Source organism: Corallococcus sp. NCSPR001 (genome assembly GCF_017309135.1).
Lineage (GTDB): Bacteria > Myxococcota > Myxococcia > Myxococcales > Myxococcaceae > Corallococcus.
Genome location: NZ_JAFIMS010000002.1, coordinates 7,174,024 through 7,189,752 on the forward strand (window position 1 = coordinate 7,174,024; position 15,729 = coordinate 7,189,752).

A 15,729-nucleotide genomic window follows, 5' to 3' on the forward strand; every position below is an offset into this window, starting at 1 on the left:
GGCTCAGGGCGGCGCGGGCTCCACGGCTTCATGCGCCACGTGGTGCGCGGCGGCGTTGGCCAGCCGCCCGCCCTTGCGCAGGTCGCGGATCCGCAGCTTGGAGCGGTGCACGCACCAGGCGCCCACGGCCACCTGGCTGATGACGGTGCCCAGGTGGGTGAGCGTGGCGAAGGCCGCCGCGTCCTCCGGGTTCGAGCCCAGCGCGCGGGCCGCCCAGCTGGTGACGAAGTAGTAGATGCCCATGCCCGCCGGGACGCCCGGCAGCGACTGCCCCAGGGAGATGGCGCCCAGCACCACGGCGCCCGCGAAGAGGCCCCCGGGGATGTGCACGCCGTGCAGCGCCAGGCCGTACGCCAGCGCGGAGGCGAACACCGGGAAGATGGAGAAGAAGAACACCTTCGCCATGCCCTTGAAGGAGCGCGCGGTGCCCAGGCCCTCGCCCACGTGGCTCAGGAAGCTGTCCACGCGGGGCATGGTGTGACGCTGGTGCAGCCAGCGGCCCAGCGGCGCCGCCCAGTGGGCCAGCAGCACCACCAGCGCCACCAGGCCGATGCACAGCGACAGCGCCACGTGCAGCTCCGTGCGGAAGTGAGCCATCGTCTCGCCGAAGGGGCCCAGGAAGGACAGGGCCACCAGCAACATCAGGCAGGCGAACTCCATCAGCTTGCACACGCCCACGGAGCCCAGGCTCCGGATGAAGGGGAGCTTGTGGGTGCGCGACAGGAGGAACGAGCGCGTCACCTCGCCCAGCTTCCCCGGCAGCGCGTTGTGCACGAAGACGCCAATGCCCACGAGTTGGAAGCGGTCCTTGAACGGGATGGGCCTGCGCAGCGTGGCCTGCCACTGCACCGCGCGCAGCGGCACCAGCGAAGCCTGCAGGAGCATGAACGGCACCAGCCACACCAGGTGCCCCGGCAGGTCGCGGACGAACTTGTCCAGCGGGAAGCGCGGCGTCAGCAGGTCCCCGGACCCGCTCAGGTTCCACTTGAAGAACGCCGTGGAGAGCAGGAGCACGGACAGGACGAGCCCCACCACCGCGCCCAGCACCTTGAGCCACGTGCGTCCACCGGCGTTGGGAAGCCGCATGGTCCTCCCCTCCCTCGGTTTCAATGGAGAATCCGCGGGGCGCCGGTGTCCAGGTAGGCCTCCGCCAGGCGCTCGTGCAGCGCCGCGCAGTGGCCCAGGCCGGACAGGTCCACCGGGCCATTCGCGGGCCACATCACCAGGCTGTCGGACTCCACGCGCGTCAGGCCGCCGTGCGAGCCGAACTCCCACGCGAAGCCCACCGTGCCGCCCTTCTGGACGGCTTCACCGAAGAGGACCAGGTCCCCCGCGGTGTCCATGCGCGGCAGTCCGTGGAGGAAGTCCGCCACGGCGCGCCTGCTGTACTCGGTGGTGAGCGGCGCGCGGTCCAGGTCCTCCGGGCCGTAGACGCCTCCGCCCATCACCACCACCGCCTCCGCGCCCCGGCGCATCGCCACCATGCCGATGTCCGGGTTGTTCGTGGCCCGGGCCAGCACCTCCGGATGCCGCGCCAGCAGCTCGCGCGCCTCCAGCGGCACGGGACGGCCGCTCAGATAGATGTGCGCGAAGTTGCCGGCCTCCACCACCACCGGGATGAAGGGCTCACGCGCGGCGGTGTCCGGGGCGGGAGCCTGGCGCCCATCCAGCAGGCCGCGGCGCACGTCGTCCTTCAGCGGTGGCACCTCGCCCTCGAAGAGGACGGCCTCCAGGCGCCGGCCCTGGCGCTGCTCCAAGGGCAGGCTGTCCACGTGGCCGTGGTCCGACAGGAGGATGACGTCGTAGGGCTCCGGCGCGGCGCGGGCCACGGCGAAGAGCTCCGCCAGGGACGCGTCCACCCGGTGCAGCTCCTGCATCGCCAGCTCCGAGCGCGGGCCGCGCCGGTGGGCCACCTCATCGTAGTTGCCGTAGACCAGGTAGATGAGCGGCACGCCGCGCACCATGTCCACCAGGGACTTGGTGTACGCGAAGCTCCAGCCCAACCGCTGGAGGAGGATGCGGCTCACGAGGAACCCCTGCTCGTGGCGCCAGTCGTTGACGGAGCGCGCCCACTGGCGCACCTCGCGCACGGCCTGCCAGGACTCCATGCCGAAGGAACGCAGGAAGTCCCACGCGCCCTTCGTGCGCGCCGACCCCAGGCCTTCCATCTCGTACGCGAACGAGCGCGCCATCAGCTTGAAGCTCGACAGCGTGCTCATGCACATGCGGTTCATGGCGCCCGCGTGGAAGAGCGAGAAGTACGTGTGGCCGCCATGGTCCAGGAGGCTCGTGCGGCCGTGGCCGCGCAGGCGCGCGTCGATGGCCATCGCGTCGCCCGGGGTGTTCATCTGCACCTTGCGGCCGAGCGCCCGGTCGTACCAGCTGTAGCCCGGCAGGTTCGGGTGCTTGAGTCCGTAGAGCAGCCCCGCCTGGAAGAACGGCGTGGACGTGGGCGCGCCCCAGAATGCGTTCTCCAGGTGATACGCGCCAGAGCGGACCAACTGTGAAACAAAGGGCATGCGCCCTGTGACAATGGCCTCGTCGAGCAGGGCCTTGGGCACCCCGTCCAGGTGGACGAGCAGAGCGTTCCGGGGCCGACGCGCCGCCACGGGCGGAACTTTCGAACCGATCCTCCGGACGAGGGTATTCGCCCAATTTCGTGAATTCTCGCTGACGAGCTCGTTGAGACTTTCGCGCACGTTGACGGCTCCCCCATCCCCCAAGGCAAAATGGGCATTCAGGGGGACAGGAGCTTCCGGGGCCGCGCTGCTCTCTTGGAGAGCAGGCGGGCGGATGGGCTCGCTGTCCCGGGCTGGAATCGATGTGCCCCCTCGGGGCTTCACGGGGTTTCGATGCTGGCTCCAGTCGTCTTCCTCTTCTTCTTGCTGATGTCGTTGAGCGCCGTGGCCGCCGGCCGCACGGCGCCCGGCCTCGTGCCGGTGAAGCGGACGCCGACGATGGACGGCATCGCGCTGCCGCTGTTGTCCTTCAGCTCGGATCAGGGCTTCGGCTACGGCGCGGTCGGCGGCATGTACCTCTATGGCGACGGCAGCAAGCTGCCCTACGCGCATGCCCTGTCCGCGCAGGTGTTCTTCACCGCGCGCGGCGCCATGAATCATTACCTCCGTTACGACGGGCCGCAGTTGCTGGGGCCCCTGCGTCTGGAGGGACGGCTGGAGTACCGCCAGGAGAAGAGCAGCCCCTTCTTTGGCGCGGGCAACCTGTCCGCCCCGGACTTCCGGGGGGACGTGGACAACGAGCGCTACAACTACGACAAGGGCTCGCCGGGCCTCTGGGTGCGCCTGCGCGGGCGGCCCTTCGGTGAGAAGCACCCGTTCCAGTCGTACGTGGGTTACGGCTGGCGCTACACGCGCGTGTCACCCTACGAGACGTCCATCCTGGCGCAGGAGCGGCCCATCGGCATCGAGGGTGGGCCCAGCGGGCAGCTGCTCGCGGGCGCGCTCTGGGACACGCGCGACGACGAGTCCGACCCCACGTCCGGCGGCGTGGAGGAGGTGGCGCTGCGCGTGTCGGGCCTGGCCACCTTCAGCCGCTACCAGTACGCGGGCGTGACGCTGAGCGAGCGCCGCTACATCCGCATCACCCCGCGGCTCATCTTCGCGCAGCGGCTCACGCTGGACATGCTCTTCGGAGAGGTGCCGTTCTTCGAGTGGATGACCACGGGCGGCGTCAACGTGTCCGAGGGCATTGGCGGCATGAGCAGCGTGCGCGGCATCGAGCGCAACCGCTTCGCCGGCAACGTGAAGGCGTTCAGCAACTCCGAGCTGCGCTTCCAGGCGGCGCGGATGTCCTTCTTCGGGCAGCCGCTGGCGCTGGGCGCGGTGGTGTTCCTGGACCTGGGCCGCGTGTGGCATCCGGGTGTGACGGACGGCAAGTGGCATGAGTGGCACCCGGGCATCGGCGGCGGCCTGCGCTTCTCGCGCCGCGCGGCCGTGGTGCGCATGGACTACGCGCGCTCCACCGAGACGGGCCGTCAGCGCTTCTACATCACGTTCGGTCACATGTTCTAACGGCGGGCCCAGGCGCGCGCCGCGCGGAATTTCACGTGAGCGCGTCCACCCAGCCGCGAAGCCGCGCATCCACCTGCGCTTCGCCGCGCACGCCCTGCTCCACATCCAGCGTCAGCGTGAGGAAGCCGCGCGACTCCAGGCCCTCGCGCAGCGCTTCGCGCGCCTGGGCGTCCGGGGCGAAGAGGATGCAGCCGTCACCGCCGCCCGCGCCGGAGAGCTTGCCCGCGCAATGGTAGGACGCGGCGATGGCCAGCACGCGGCGCATGCCTTCGGTCTCCAGCGGACCCAGCTCCAGGAGCAGCGCGTGCTGGGCCTTCACGGCTTCGGAGAAGGCGCGGAAGTCACCGCCGCCCAGGCCGTCTTCAATGGCGTGGCCCAGCGCGTCCGAGCGCTCCACATAGGCCTTGCGGCCTGCCTCCGCGAGGCGGGCCTCCACCTGGCCGATGAGCAGCCTGGTGGACGCGCTCTCGCCGGTGAAGGCGTAGAGCATGGACACGCGAGGCACGGGCATGCGCCAGAGGTCCACCGGTGGGGACTCGGCGAGCGCGGCGTTGAAGCGGCCGGTGTTGGCGGCGTCCGCGAGCGCGGTGACGTCGTAGCGCCGGTAGCGCACGGCGCCGCCGGCGAAGCTCGTAGCCACGTCGCCGCCGCTGCCCTTGCCGCCCTGCCCCAACGTGTGCGCGGTGAGGGCGAGCTTGAGGACGTCGAACTTCTCCTCCAGCACGAAGCGCGCGGCCTCCGCGGCGAGCACCGTCGCGGACGCGCTGCCGCCGATGCCCAGCTTGTGGCCCCCGGGCCCCAGCGCGCCCGGAGCCACCGCCACGTCGAAGCCCACGCTCGCGCGGCCGTGCGCCCGCAGGGCCTCATCCAGCGTGCGGGCGACGAAGGAGAAGCCGGCGGGCACCTCGCGGTCCCACTTCACGCCTCGGGGCGTGGTGAGCCCCTGGAGCGTCCCCTCCTCCAGGCAGATGTGCACGCGTGAGTCCTGACGCCTGCGCACGTACGCGGCCGTGCGAGGCGCCACGGCCGCGAGGCGCGACACGCCGCCCCACAGCACGGCGTACTCGCCGGAGATGAACAGCTTGCCTGGGGCGGAGAGCGCTCGGTCCATCAGAACAGGTGCTCGGTGAGCAGCGTCGCGTCACCGCCGGGCACGCAGCGCACCACGTCCACGGCTCCGCAGGCGCGGGCCAGGGCCTCCGCCGCGACCTCGTGGGCCGCGTCCGTCAGCAGCACCGGGTTCGGCCCCGCGTCAAGCGTGAACCACACCGGCACGCCCTTCTTGCGCTGCTCGCGCAGGTGCTGGATGAGCCCCAGCGTCGACGCGTTCAGGTAGCAGAGCGGCGGATCCGCCGCGAGCGAGGTGGAGTGCATGCGCCACGCGTTGCGCTCACACAGCTCGCCCAGCGCCTCCAGGTCCCTCTTCGCGATGAGCTCCCGGGCGCGGGGGACTTCGGCCTCCGCGTCCTTCACCCACGCCGGATAGTAGGGGCTCGTCTCGACGGTGTTCTTCATCCCGTCCCGCGACTTCACCTCCTTCTCGCCGCGGTCGAGGATGGCCACCACCATGCGCAGGTCCGCCCAGTGGCCCGCGTCGAAGCGCTGCACGGCGTAGCTGTCCTCGCCGTCCTCGCGCTCGCCGCGCATCCACTCGCAGAAGCCGCCCTGCACGCTGCGGCACGCGGAGCCGCTGCCCCGCCGCGCCAGGATGCTGGAGGCCCGCGTGTCCTGGGGCAGCCCCGCCGCCGCGCGCCCCGCCACCGCCAGCGCCGCGAAGCCCGCCGCGCTGCTGGCCAGGCCCGCCGCCATGGGGAAGTCCCCGCGCGACACCACCTTCGCGGGCCCCAGGTCGCGCCCCGCCTGCACGCGCACCGCGTCCAACAGGCGCAGCACGCGGTCGCGCTCGCTGCCTTTGGCCACGTGGCCGTGCAGCTCCACCGTGTCCGACGGCGCGCCGAACTCCACCGTCGTCGTCACGTGGATGGGGGCCAGCGTCAGCGACAGGCTGGACTGGTGCGGGAGGATGAGCGCGTCGTCGCGCTTTCCCCAGTACTTCACGAGCGCGATGTTGGGATGCGCCCGGACCGTTGCCTTCATGGAATGTCTCCCTGGACCCGAGGCCCCGCGAGCTGGCTCGCGAAGCAGCGCACGCCGTCGCGCGTCAGTCGCGCGACCACGGGCTCCGGTTCGGGGAAGAGGCCGATGACCGCGCCACCGTCACCTCCCGCCCCCGTGAATTTGGCCCCCAGCGCGCCCAGCGAGCGCAGCCGGAACACCATGTCCTCCAGCGCTGGTGACGACAGCCCCAGCGCGTTCAGGAGGCCCTGGTTGACGTTCATCGCGTCCCCCAGCCCCTCCAGGTCGCCCGACTCCACCGCCTTCGCCGCGTCGGTGACGAGCCTCCCCACCTGGCCGAAGAGCCGCTGGTAGCGCTCCGGCCACCGCGCCTGCCGCTCGCGCAGCGCCCCCACCGTCAGCTTCGTGGGACTTCGCGCGCCCGCCAGCGCCACCACCACCGACACCGGCTTGGGGCTCTTCAATTCGCGCGCGCGGCCCGTGACGCCCGCCGGGGCCTGCACCCGCCGGTAGAGGATGAGCTTCTCCTCGGCGCTGGTGGTGTGGTCCACGCCGGACGGCGTGCCGTGGAACTCCTGCTCCATCTCCCACGCCAGCCGCGCCGTCGCCTTCGCCGTGGGCGCCTGCCCCGCCGCCTGCAACAGCACGCGCGACGTGGCCACCGCCAGCGCCGCGGAGCTGCCCAGCCCCGCGGACAGGGGCAGCTGCGGCTCCAGCGTCACCTTCACCTTGGGCTCGCCCACGAGCTTCGCCGCCCGCGCGAAGGCCTTGCGCATCATCCGCTTCTGCGCTGGGTCCGCCGTCACCGGCACGTCCAGCACGCACGAGCGCGAAGGCCCACCGCGCGCCACCACGCCGATGCTCAGAGGCCCGGCGATGGCCGGGTAGCCGTACACCACGCTGTGCTCGCCCAGCAGGATGACCTTGCCGGCACCGAAGGCGACCAGGGGATTCGTTGCGGAAGTCATGGCACCGGGCACACGCGAAGGGGGCGGGCGCCTTCATTCCGCGCCCCGCCCTGCCCCGTCAAGCGCTCCCTGAGTCGGGAAGCGCCTGGGGGCGGACGTCAGCCGTTGGTGAGGGTGGCGACGGCGGGCGTCTCCGGCGGCAGGTTCGCGAGGATCTCCCGCGCCTTCTCCACCTTCACGTGCCCGGCCTTCACCAGCAGGTTGGCCACCTTCTCCACGTCCCCGCCGCGCGCGCCCGCGGTGACGGCGACGCTGCGCGCGTGCATGGCCATGTGGCCCTTCTGGATGCCCACGGAGCCCAGCGCGCGGAGCGCCGCGAAGTTCTGCGCCAGGCCCACCGCCGCGAACACCATGGACAGCTCGCGCACGCTGGTGGCGCGCATCAGCTTGAGCGCCACCTGCGCGCCCGGGTGGATCTTGATGGGGCCGCCCACCAGGCCCAGCGCCAGCGGCAACTCGATGCGGCCCACCAGGTGCCCCTCCTCCAGGTACCAGGTGGACAGCGGGCGGTACTGCCCCTTGCGGCAGGCGAACGCGTGCGCACCGGCCTCGATGGAGCGCCAGTCCTGCCCCGTGGCGATGGCGACCGCGTCGATGCCGTTCATCACGCCCTTGTTGTGCGTGGCGGCACGGTACGGGTCGGCCTCCGCGAAGCGGCTCGCCTGCGCGATGCCCTCGGCGATGACCTCGCCCGGCAGGCCGAAGTCCGCCAGCAGCGGCAGCGGGATGCGGCACGTGGCGCGCGCGAGCCGCTTGTCCGCCAGGTTCGACAGGATGCGCAGGTACACGCGGCCGCCGGTCAGCTGTTCAATCAGCGGCGCCACGCCCTCCGCCATGGTGTTGATGAGGTTCGCCCCCATCGCCTCCTGCGCGTCGATGAGCAGGTGGACGATGAGCAGCGGCTCGCCGCGCGGCCCCTCCGGCGCGGGCAGCAGGCGCACCTCCACGTCCTTCGCGCCACCGCCGCGGGCCACCATGGCCGGGTGGAAGCTGTTCGCCAGGGCGAGGATTTCGTCCTTCGCGTCCAAAATCTTCTCGGACGCGCGGCCGGGGTCTCCGTAGTTGGAGACCTGCACCTGGCCGATCATCATCGACTCGTCGGCCTCCGCGTAGAAGCCGCCCGCCTCGCGGACGATCTTCGACGCGAACGACACCGCCGCCACGACGGAGGGCTCCTCCACCGCCATGGGCACCAGGTAGTCGCGCCCGTTGACGTTGAGGTTCAGGCCCAGGCCCAGCGGCAGGGAGAACGTGCCCACCGCGTTTTCAATCATCTGGTTGGCGATGGACAGGTCCAGGCCGTTCTCACCGCGCAGCTGCTCCAGCTCCGCCTCCGTCAGCCGGAACATCTGGCCAATGCGCGCCAGGCGCTCCTCCAGGGGCAGCTTGTGGAATCCGGCGAGCCGGGACGTCACGGTGTCAGACATGTTCTTCCTTCCCAACCTGGGATCCACCCTGCATCACAACGCCGCCAACCAATCCTTCAACGCGCCGGTCACCACGCGAGGCCGCTGCCGCAGCTGGGCGACGGAGCGGCTGCCCGTCAGCACCAGCGCCTGGCGCAGGCCCGTGAGGATGACCTTCAGCGCCTCCTCCGCGGCCGGGAGCCCGCCCTGCTGCTGGGCCCGGAACAGCGGCAGCGCCATGCCCGCCAGGTCCGCGCCCAGCGCGAGCACCTTCGCGGACTCCAGCCCGCCGCGCACGCCGCCGCTGGCCACGAGCCGGACCTCCGGGCCCACCGCCTTGCGCACGCTGGCGATGGCCGCCGCGGTGGGGATGCCCCAGCCGCTGAACTCCTCACCCACCTGGACCTGCGAGCCCACCGCGCGGAGCTGCTCCACGCGCACCCACGACGTGCCGCCCAGCCCGGAGACGTCCACGTTGCGCACGCCCAGCTCCACCAGGCGCCGCGCCACGTCCGGCCCGATGCCGCACCCGGTCTCCTTCACCAGCAGCCGGTCGCCAAACGCGCGCGCCAGCTCCTCCACCACGCGGTAGCCGCCGCGGAAGTCGCGGTCGCCTTCCGGCTGCGTCAGCTCCTGGCCCGCGTTGAGGTGCAGCGCCATGCCGTCCGCGCCAATGGCGTCCATCAGCCGCCGCACGCCGTCCACGCCCAGGCCAATGGCCTGGTACAGCCCGATGTTGCCCAGCAGCGCCACCGTGGGCGCCACGTCGCGCACCGCGTACGACGCCGCGCGCGAGGGGTGCTCCGCCATGGCGCGCTGGCTGCCCACGCCAAAGGCCAGGCCGTGCCGCTCCGCGAGCAGCGCCAGGTCCCGGTTCACCACGCCCGCGCGGTCCGTGCCCCCCGTCATGCCGGTGATGAGCAGCGGCGCCTGCAGGCGCTTGCCCAGGAACGGCGTGGACAGGTCCACGTCCTCCACCGCCATCTCCGGCATGGCGCAGTGGATGAGGTGCACGTCCTCCAACAGCGTGGAGTTGCGTGCGGGTTCCACATCGCCGGTCGCGCACAGGTCGAGGTGGGCATCCTTCCGTCTGGCTGTCGTCTCGTCGCCCATGTCGCTGAATGCCACCCGCGCTGTCGCTGCAAAAAACCTGTAAGCCTGGAAGGTCGTTAGGTTCCTACCAAGCGCCAGGGTCGAGGTGCAAGCCAAAGGGCCCCACCGGCCGCCCCCCGGGTGTGAATGGACGCGGTGGCTTCTGGACGGTATGAGCCACCGCGTGAGCGCGCCGGACAACAGGGTCGTCGTCTTCCTGCACAGTGGCGAATACGACCGCGTGCACCAGGGGCTCTCCATCGCGGCGGCGGCGACCGCTGCCGGACGGCGGGCGGAGGTGTACCTGTTCTGGTGGGCCCTGGAACGCTTCCTGATGGACAGGCTGGATGAACCGGACTTCGCCGGACGCGAGGACGTGGCGGACCGCTTCGAGGCGCGCGGCATGCCCACCGTGCGTGCGCTCCTCGAGCATGTGCGCGAGTCCGGGCTGGGCCTGGTGGCGGGCTGCACGGGCTCGCTCGGTGCCCTGGGGAGCGAGTCGAAGGCGGGCGACAGTGGCATTGACGTCTGGCTCGGGTGGAGCGCCATCCTTCAGCGTACGGCGGGCGTGGCGGATCGTTTCTATCTTTAAGACCGGCACTACCTTTGGGACGGGCGGCAGCCGGGGCCATGGGCCTCCGGGGTAGCTTGTCTCCGTCGCGTTGACGCCCCCTTGCGCCTGCTTACGTTTCGTGTGGCCCCCATGGCGGGGCGAAAGGCACGGAACGAGGAACATGGCGCGGCGTGACCCCCACATGACAACCCGAGGACCGGCCGTACCGGCGCTCAAGGGCGGCGGGTGGCACCGGCTGGGCAATGCATTGAAGACGACCGTGCTGCTGGCGGGGTTGACGGGACTCGTGCTCGTCATCGGCCAGCGGCTGGGCGGCGCGCAGGGCCTGATGATGGCGGGCCTGTTCGCGGTGGTGATGAACTTCGGCTCGTACTGGTTCAGCGACCGCATCGCGCTGGCCATCCATGGCGCGCAGCCGCTGTCCTACGAGCAGGCGCCGTGGCTGCATGAGATGGTGGAGCGGCTGGCCGCGAGGGCGGGCATGCCGAAGCCGAAGGTCTACCTCCTCCCCACCGCGCAGCCGAACGCGTTCGCCACGGGCAGAAACCCGAGCCACGCGGCCGTCGCGGTGACGGCGGGCATCATGGACATCCTGGACCGGCGCGAGCTGGAGGGCGTGCTGGCGCACGAGATTGGCCACGTGCGCAACCGGGACACGCTCATCGGCACGGTGGCGGCGACGCTCGCGGGCATCATCAGCTACGCGGCGCAGATGCTCTTCTGGTTCGGCGGCAGCATGCTCAGCCGCGGCGACGACGACCGGGACGGGGGCGTGGCCGGAGCGCTGTCCAACCTGGGCCTGCTGCTGGTGGCGCCCATCGCGGCCACGCTGCTGCAACTGGCGGTGAGCCGCTCGCGCGAGTACGGCGCGGACGCCACGGGCGCGGAGCTGTGCGGCGACCCGGATGCGCTGGCGAGCGCGCTGTTGAAGATGGAGCGGAGCGCGGAGGTCATGCCGTATGACCGGGCCCCCGCGACGTCGCACCTGTTCATCGTCAACCCGCTGCACCACGGCGGGGTGATGTCGCTGTTCTCCACGCACCCGCCCATCCCGGAGCGCGTGCGCCGGCTGCGCGAGATGAGCGCGCGGATGGGCCAGGGCACGCGCGGCCGTGGCGGCTGGGAGTACGCGTACTAGCGGGCTCCCGGCGCTTCACGCCGACCGGGCCAGCGCCACCGCGTCTGGCCCGGCCGGGAAGCGGAGCGTCTCCGACGTGTCGTTCGCGGCGTGCCAGATGGCCTCGGCCACGTCGGATTCGCGCGTCACCGCGGAGGGCTGTCCGAGCGAGGCGAAGATGCGCTGGGCGAAGGGTGCGTACGCTTCGGGGAACAACCCCTCCATCCGGGGGGTGCCGTTGCTCGTGAAGCGGGTGCTCGGGCAATAGCCAGGCTCGACGAGCTTCACGCGCAGGTTGAACTCCTGGAGCTCGAAGGCGAGCGACTCCGTGAACCCTTCGATGGCCACCTTGCTCGCGGTGTAGACGGCCACCAGCGGCATGGGGGTCAGCGTCGCGCTGGAGGTCACGTTCACGATGACGCCCGACCTGCGTGCGCGAAGCCGTGGCAACACCGCCTGCGTCATCGCCATGACGCCGAAGACGTTGGTCTCGAACACCTCGCGCACCGTGGACATTGGCGTGGCCTCGAAGGCGCCCATGAGCCCCAGGCCCGCGTTGTTGACGAGCACGTCGATGGGCCCGCTCGCCTCCAGCGCGGCGGCGATGCTCTCCGGCTTCGTCACGTCGAGCGGCACCACGCGCAGCCGGTCCGAGGAAGGAAGGACGCCCTCCCGCGGCGTTCGCATGGTGGCGACCACGTTCCAGCCCTGGGCGTGGAAGTGGCGTGCCGTCTCGAGTCCATAACCAGAAGAACACCCCGTGATGAGCACCGTCTTCATGCCGTCTCCTTGGCCGCGATTCACGCGGCGTTGATGTTCTGAAGGTACCGGCGGCATCCAGGACGCTCCACTACGGGGAGTCCGTATTTCTTTTGCTATCGTCCGGCCATGACCGACCCGCTCTCGGAAGTCATCGCGCTGCTTCAGCCCAGGGCCATCTTCTCGAAGGGCATCAGCGGAGCGGGCGCATGGGGAGTGCGTTACTCGGACTTCGGTCAGCCCAGCTTCTGTGCCGTGCTCGAAGGGCGCTGCCGGTTGGCCGTCGACGGGCAGCCGGCCCTGACGTTGGAGGGGGGCGACTTCGTCCTGCTGCCGGCAACGCCAGGCTTCACCATCTCCGGCTTCGAGCCGGTGACGCCCGAACGTGTCGACCCCAAGGTGGCCCCTTCCCCCACCGGGGAGGTGCGTCACGGCCGGCGTGGCGGCCGCCCGGACGTGCGACTGCTCGGAGGTTACTTCGTCTTCGACTCGCCCGACGCGGCCCTGATGGTGTCGCTGCTCCCGGTCCTGGTGCACGTGCGCGGCGTGGAGCGGCTCTCCACGCTGGTTCAGCTCGTCCGCGACGAAACGAGCGAACTGCGCTCGGGGCGTGAGCTCGTGCTGACGCGGCTCGTGGAGTTGCTGCTCATCGAGGCGCTGCGCTCAACGCCGAGCGGCGACACACCTCCGGGGCTCCTGCGCGGACTGGCGGACGCGCGGCTCGCGCCCGCGATCCGGCAGATGCACCGCCACCTCACGCGTCCGTGGACCGTGGCTCAGCTCGCGAAGAGCGCGGCGCTCTCGCGCTCGGTGTTCTTCGAGCGCTTCACGCGCACCGTGGGCCTGCCTCCCATGGAGTACCTGCTGGACTGGCGGATGGCCGTCGCGAGGGGACTGCTTCGCGGCCAGGAGCTCTCCGTCACGGAGGTGGCCGAGCGCGTGGGCTACAGCTCGGCGAGCACTTTCACCGCGGCATTCAGCAAGCGCGTAGGCCAGCCTCCCGGACGCTTCGCGCGCGGGAGCGGACACCGTTGACGGCGGGCTATTCCGCTGACGGATCCGGGAGCGGACCGAAGGCCTCCACCGGGTGCTCCAGCATCTCGCGCAGCGTGCTGGCGATGACGCCCGCGTGGTACCCGTCGAGGAAGCGGTGGTCGAAGGACGCGTTGATGTTCATCACGTGTCCGGGCACCACCCTGCCCTCTTCCACCACCGCCACCTCGCGCACCGCGCCGGGCGCGAGGAAGATGGGCACGCGGGTGAAGGGCGCCAGCGGCAGGTATGCGGTCTCCAGCCCCAGCTCGCCCACGTCCACCACCACCGCGGCACCGAACGGATCCCTGGGCAGGCCCAGCCATGACGGATCCACGTTCAACGTGTACGTGAGGAACGACACGAGCCCGGTGAAGCGGTGCAGGAGCAGGTGCGGCACGCGCTTGAGCAGGCTCCGGCCCTGTTCCACCCGGGCGTCCCGGCCCTCGCGCACGCGCGCCGCGGTGGACTCCACCTCCAGCGCCAGCTCGTGCACGGACTTCGTGTCCACGTCCTCGATGCGCACGGGCGTGAGGCCGCGCTGATCCGCGCCGGGCAGCACCGCGCACACGGTGATCCGCTGACGCAGGTAGATGCGCTGGTAGCGCAGGAGCGCGTTGGCGTCCGGACAGCGGCGCAGCGCTTCGCCCATGGCCTTGATGACCAGGTGGGTCGCGGTGAGCCGCACACCGGTGCGCTGGTGGAAGGCCTCCAGCCAGGCGAGCGCGGCGTCCATGCGCACCGACAGCGTGCCGTAGACCGTGGGGTCATACGCGGTCGCCCAACTGCCGATGGCGAGCTTGCGGAAGCTCGACACGTCCCGCTTCGCCTTCAGCTCCAGATGCGCCATGGGACGCGAGCGTGCCCCAGGACGGCGCCCACGGGGGAGCCGGAATGCAGGCGGACGCCACGACCCGGCCAGCGCGGCGGGTGGGGCCCGCCGGGTTGCCTGCCAGTGAAGCCTTGACGCGCCATGTCCCAGCGGTAGGCTGCCCCGCTTTTTGCATCTTTCTGTGGAGGTCGTTCCCTTGCTGGTTGCACTCATCCTTGTATCGATCGGGTTCGCCGTGACGCTCGGTCTGCTGCTCTTCGGAGACAAGAGCGGCGCTGGTGCCAACGCGGGCCGTCCCTCGCTCTCTTCGTCCACCTCCGCGCCGTCGTTCCGGGGCGAGCTGGAGTCCGAGAGCAAGGCGCGCGCGAAGGCGGAATCGGAAGTCCAGCGCAAGCAGAAGGAGCTGGACGAGCAGCGCGCGCAGCTCCAGGAGGTCAAGGAGCAGCTCAAGCAGACCAAGCGGAAGCTCTTCGAGCAGAAGGAAGGCGACAAGGGCTCGAACGACCTGGTGAAGGCCCGCGCCGAGGTGGAGCGCAACGCCAGCATCCAGCTGGAGCAGACCCGCTCGGAACTGGCTCAGGCCCTGACGGAGAACGCCCGGCTGCGCGCGGAGACTGAGTCGCGCAATGGCCCCCGCCGCCGTGAGGCCTCCGCCGCCGCCGTCCCCGCGCCTGTCGCGGCTCCCGCCGCCGCCGCGGTTCCGGCCTCGGCGGATCAGATCGCCGCCCCCGCGAGCGAGCCCGTGGTGAACGCGGCGGTGGCCGTGACGCCCGTGCCCGTGGCCCCGGCGGAGCCCGTGCGCCGCTACCGCGAGCTGAACGACGCGGACCGCGAGAAGATGAACCGCCTGGAGCAGGCGGCGAACAAGGACCGCGCGCGCGCCGCGGAGCTGGAGAAGGAAGTGCGCCGGCTCAAGGGCCGCGCCGACACGCACGCGCGCATCCTGGCGGTGACGAAGTCCGAGGCCGACCTGGGCAAGGACAAGTACAAGGCGCTGGAGAAGCGCCTCAACCGCACGCTGCTGGAGCGCGACCTGCTTCGCCGGGCCATCAAGGACCTGGAGAAGAAGACGGGCATGCTCGCGGACCGCACGGAGCTGACGCCGGACGAGGTCGCCGCGAGCGACCAGCGCAGCGACGAGCAGGCCCGCGCCCGTGCCGAAGCGGAGGCACGCGCCACCGCCGCGGCCACGCCCACGGAGGCCCCGGCCGCCGCCGAGCCGGCGTCCACCCCCGAGGGCGAGGCGAAGCCTTCCGAGGCCCCGCCGTCCAACGCCTGAGCCGTCCCCTGGCGTGAAGCACAGAGGCCCCGCGGTCCCTTTCCGGGACGCGGGGCCTTCGTGTTTCAGCGGTAGGACTCGACAATGTCGACGCCCGCCGAGGAGAACTCCAGGATGGCCGTCCCTGGCTTGGAATCGGGCCGCTTTCGCAATTGCCCCTTGGAGAGCCTCGCCACGGCGCAGATGGGGATCTTGTCGCCGTCGGGTGGATGCGCCTCGTAGTACCGGACCACCACCTGGGGGCCTCCGGTCCACACCCGTCCATAGAGGCGGGTGGTCGTTTCAAGGGGGCCGAGGCTGGAGATCAGCATGCTCTCCACGGGGCCGTCGTAGAGCGTGATGGGGCTCACGTCGTCCTGGTTGATGTCGAGCGTGACATTCGCTCCGTCGCCCACACGCAGGCGGAGGATCCGCATCGTATTCAGAGCGTCCCCGGGGCAGTCCTCGGGCTTGGGCGTCCCGTCCGAATGAAGCCCCACGCCCCCTCGGGTCGTGGTGCAGCCCAGCGACAGGGTCAGCACGAGGGCAACCGGGGACCACTTGCGCGGTGCGTTCATGTCGCG

15 protein-coding genes are annotated in these 15,729 nt (G+C 71.1%); 5 read left to right on the forward strand and 10 right to left on the reverse strand.

From position 1 onward, the window contains the following. Positions 1-3 precede the first annotated feature (3 nt). Both JYJ93_RS30585 and JYJ93_RS30590 read right to left on the reverse strand, forming a co-directional pair. Positions 4-1,086: a lysylphosphatidylglycerol synthase transmembrane domain-containing protein gene (locus JYJ93_RS30585; protein WP_206798094.1), complete on the reverse strand. Its 1,083-nt coding sequence runs from the start codon at positions 1,084-1,086 to the stop codon at positions 4-6. 20 nt (positions 1,087-1,106) lie between these two features. Continuing rightward, complete coding sequence (locus tag JYJ93_RS30590) at positions 1,107-2,699, reverse strand: alkaline phosphatase family protein (protein WP_206798095.1); 1,593 nt, start codon at positions 2,697-2,699, stop codon at positions 1,107-1,109. Between the two features lie 153 nt (positions 2,700-2,852). Between JYJ93_RS30590 and JYJ93_RS30595 the strand changes: the two genes are divergently transcribed. Beyond that, the gene (locus JYJ93_RS30595; RefSeq protein ID WP_206798096.1) at positions 2,853-4,031 is read left to right on the forward strand and encodes a BamA/TamA family outer membrane protein; all 1,179 of its coding nucleotides are present in this window, start codon (positions 2,853-2,855) and stop codon (positions 4,029-4,031) included. Positions 4,032-4,062: 31 nt separating this feature from the next. Here the strand turns inward: JYJ93_RS30595 and JYJ93_RS30600 are convergent, their stop codons facing one another. The 5 genes from JYJ93_RS30600 to fni form a co-directional block, all read right to left on the reverse strand. Beyond that, on the reverse strand, positions 4,063-5,142 hold the full coding sequence (locus tag JYJ93_RS30600; protein ID WP_206798097.1) for a phosphomevalonate kinase: 1,080 nt from the start codon (positions 5,140-5,142) through the stop codon (positions 4,063-4,065). Continuing rightward, positions 5,142-6,128 (reverse strand): diphosphomevalonate decarboxylase, encoded by a 987-nt coding sequence (gene mvaD / locus JYJ93_RS30605; RefSeq protein WP_206798098.1) that lies wholly within the window; start codon positions 6,126-6,128, stop codon positions 5,142-5,144. The genes JYJ93_RS30600 and mvaD overlap by 1 nt, the downstream gene beginning before the upstream one ends. Further along, entirely contained in the window at positions 6,125-7,075 is a 951-nt protein-coding gene (gene mvk, locus JYJ93_RS30610) for a mevalonate kinase (protein WP_206798099.1), read from the reverse strand. Before mvk ends, mvaD begins: the two co-directional genes overlap by 4 nt. A gap of 98 nt (positions 7,076-7,173) precedes the next feature. After that, positions 7,174-8,502, reverse strand: coding sequence for a hydroxymethylglutaryl-CoA reductase, degradative (locus JYJ93_RS30615; RefSeq protein WP_206798100.1), 1,329 nt, complete (start codon positions 8,500-8,502; stop codon positions 7,174-7,176). 33 nt (positions 8,503-8,535) lie between these two features. Continuing rightward, positions 8,536-9,594 carry a type 2 isopentenyl-diphosphate Delta-isomerase gene (gene fni / locus JYJ93_RS30620; RefSeq protein ID WP_206798101.1) on the reverse strand — a complete coding sequence of 353 codons (1,059 nt, stop codon included), beginning with the start codon at positions 9,592-9,594 and terminating at the stop codon, positions 8,536-8,538. 151 nt (positions 9,595-9,745) lie between these two features. Here fni and JYJ93_RS30625 point away from each other — a divergent pair, with 151 nt between their 5' ends. Next, positions 9,746-10,165 (forward strand): hypothetical protein, encoded by a 420-nt coding sequence (locus JYJ93_RS30625; RefSeq protein ID WP_206798102.1) that lies wholly within the window; start codon positions 9,746-9,748, stop codon positions 10,163-10,165. Between the two features lie 163 nt (positions 10,166-10,328). After that, positions 10,329-11,285, forward strand: a complete 957-nt coding sequence (locus tag JYJ93_RS30630) for a zinc metalloprotease HtpX (protein ID WP_206798103.1) — start codon at positions 10,329-10,331, stop codon at positions 11,283-11,285. Between the two features lie 15 nt (positions 11,286-11,300). Here the strand turns inward: JYJ93_RS30630 and JYJ93_RS30635 are convergent, their stop codons facing one another. Beyond that, positions 11,301-12,044: an SDR family oxidoreductase gene (locus JYJ93_RS30635; protein ID WP_206798104.1), complete on the reverse strand. Its 744-nt coding sequence runs from the start codon at positions 12,042-12,044 to the stop codon at positions 11,301-11,303. 108 nt (positions 12,045-12,152) lie between these two features. Between JYJ93_RS30635 and JYJ93_RS30640 the strand changes: the two genes are divergently transcribed. Beyond that, positions 12,153-13,058, forward strand: a complete 906-nt coding sequence (locus JYJ93_RS30640) for an AraC family transcriptional regulator (protein WP_206798105.1) — start codon at positions 12,153-12,155, stop codon at positions 13,056-13,058. A gap of 7 nt (positions 13,059-13,065) precedes the next feature. Here the strand turns inward: JYJ93_RS30640 and JYJ93_RS30645 are convergent, their stop codons facing one another. Beyond that, the gene (locus JYJ93_RS30645; protein ID WP_206798106.1) at positions 13,066-13,905 is read right to left on the reverse strand and encodes a 2-oxo acid dehydrogenase subunit E2; all 840 of its coding nucleotides are present in this window, start codon (positions 13,903-13,905) and stop codon (positions 13,066-13,068) included. Between the two features lie 178 nt (positions 13,906-14,083). Here JYJ93_RS30645 and JYJ93_RS30650 point away from each other — a divergent pair, with 178 nt between their 5' ends. Further along, positions 14,084-15,166 (forward strand): cell envelope biogenesis protein TolA, encoded by a 1,083-nt coding sequence (locus JYJ93_RS30650; protein WP_206798107.1) that lies wholly within the window; start codon positions 14,084-14,086, stop codon positions 15,164-15,166. 65 nt (positions 15,167-15,231) lie between these two features. On the opposite strand, the gene JYJ93_RS30655 is transcribed toward JYJ93_RS30650, so the two are convergent. Next, positions 15,232-15,723: a serine/threonine protein kinase gene (locus JYJ93_RS30655; RefSeq protein ID WP_206798108.1), complete on the reverse strand. Its 492-nt coding sequence runs from the start codon at positions 15,721-15,723 to the stop codon at positions 15,232-15,234. Between the last annotated feature and the right edge of the window lie 6 nt (positions 15,724-15,729).